1 pseudogene is annotated in these 2,134 nt (G+C 48.7%); it reads right to left on the reverse strand.

The annotated features are described in order from the left end of the window. A pseudogene (locus ABUA47_RS23255) lies at nt 1-2,134 on the reverse strand (DNA methylase); the annotation flags it as partial.

Consider the following 2,134-nt stretch of genomic DNA (forward strand, 5'->3'; position numbering starts at 1 on the left):
GTGATGCACCGCCACAGCCCTTTGCTGGGCGTTCACACCTGTGCCTAACATGGTCGTGCTTCCAAAAAGAACTCGCACCTTTCCGTTGTTCATTTCTTCAAACAGCTTTTTTCTTGCCCTCTCGGTAGTGGCGCATTGGATAAACTGTATTTCATCAGCAGGAATACCGAGCCGTACCAACTTCTCTTTGATGTCGGTATATACGTTCCATTCGTTCGGTTTGTATGTACCAAGGTCGCTGAACACGAACTGTGTACCCCGATTGTCATTCGAGCGTATATAGTAGTCATAGATTGTCCTCGCACAGATAGAAGCCTTGTTATCGGCATCATCCTTGAACTTGCAACCCAACAAGCGCATATCAAGAGCCATTTTTCGGGCTACATTGGTCGCAACCAACATTTTCGCCTTGTCGAGGTTGTCGGGTTGCGGAACGTCAAGCCCCAAGTCCTCCCACTGGCCGCTACCGGCGAAAGATACCAAGCGTCCTATCATTTCCTCCTGCTCGATTGTCGGGGGATAAGAGAGGAAACGCACGTTCTTCTCAGGTACATCAAGATTTATCATGTCGGCTGTACGGTAATCCGTAATCTCACGCAGAAACATTGCCAGCTCCGGCACTTTGATGTAAGTACGAAAACGCTCTTTGCGCTTCACCGAGCCTGTCACGTTCAATTCATAATCTGCCGTTTTCTTTGTGAATATGGCTGCCCACGCATCGAAACAGCTAATCCGTTGCCGTTGAAGCTCCTGCGGACGCAAATACTTGAACATCACATATAGTTCGGTCAGTGCATTTACCACCACTGTACCCGACAGAAACGTAGCCCCAAGGTCACGACCTGTCCGGCGCTGAATGTCACGGATGGCAAACAGCAGGTTCATCGCCCTTTGCGAGCCTTTGGTATTGCCGATACCTGCAACCCTCGTGTGGCGTGTCTGAAACATTAAATTTTTCATTACATGGCTCTCATCGACAAATATGTGGTCTATGCCCATTGTGTGAAAGTCCACCGCATCGTCTTTCCGATTATTGATTTTCATGCGCAGTTCTTGTAGTTTAGCTGCAAGGTTCTGTTTGCGCTTCTCCAGTCCGTCCTGCATTTTTCCGCTACGGTAACGCATGGTGGACTGCTCCAAAAATTCGAGGTTACGCTCCACATCGGCAAGCTCTTCCGTGAATATATCTATCATGGTCTCTTCTGACTGCGGTATCTTGGCGAACTGGTCGTGCGTGAGTATGATGCAGTCCCAGTTATTATTCTTGATTTTTGAAAAGACCTCTTGCCTGTTGGCAGGGGTAAAATCTTCCTTGCCCGGATAGAGAACTTTGGCCGTAGGGTATGCCTTGCGGAACGTATCGGCGATTTCGTGTACATTGGCTTTCAGCCCGATAATAAGCGGCTTGTGTGCCAATCCGAGACGTTTCATTTCGTAGGCGGCAACACACATTATCATCGTCTTGCCTGTGCCTACCTCGTGCCAACAGATACCGCCTCCGTTCTGCTTAATCATCCAGATAGCATCTTTCTGTGAGGGATAGAGGCTGTCGTATGGAAATTGCTCGAAAGAGAGCTGCGGAAAGGTCTGTGCCGAACCGTCATAATGCGGCCTGACATAGCAGTTGAAACGCTCGTTATACACCCTCACCAGCTCGTCCCGAACCTCTATCGGCTGCCTGTCAAGCCAGCGGTTGAAACGGTCTCTAATCTCCTGTATCTTGGTGGCTGCCTCTTGTATGGCTTCCTCGTCCGGCACACGCACCTTATCACCGTTGCGACATATCTCTTTCGTGATTTCAGGTACAGTATCATGCAGGGCATGAACAAACAAATCCCCACCGTCATAGTTACGAACGGAATAGGTGTTGTAAGCCACCGGAGAGTAACTTTGCAGGCGTACTATGTAGGTATCGTTTACATCGAAATACATTACGCTTGTCTCGGTCTCAAAAAGTTCAGTTGCAAAATCGGCATATAACTTTGTGTCAATCCAACGCTCACCCATGTTAATGTCAAGTTCCTCGTAGGGTATCGCTTCGGGTGTCGCATCTGCCAAAGCCTTTACAGCAGTTTCCGTCCAATCTTTTTCCCTGTCCGTGAGGTCGGACAAGTAAGAACCTATTTCCTTGCAT

This window comes from Bacteroides sp. RTP31139st1_H2_RTP31139_211217 (genome assembly GCF_040227615.1).
Taxonomy (GTDB): domain Bacteria; phylum Bacteroidota; class Bacteroidia; order Bacteroidales; family Bacteroidaceae; genus Bacteroides; species Bacteroides uniformis.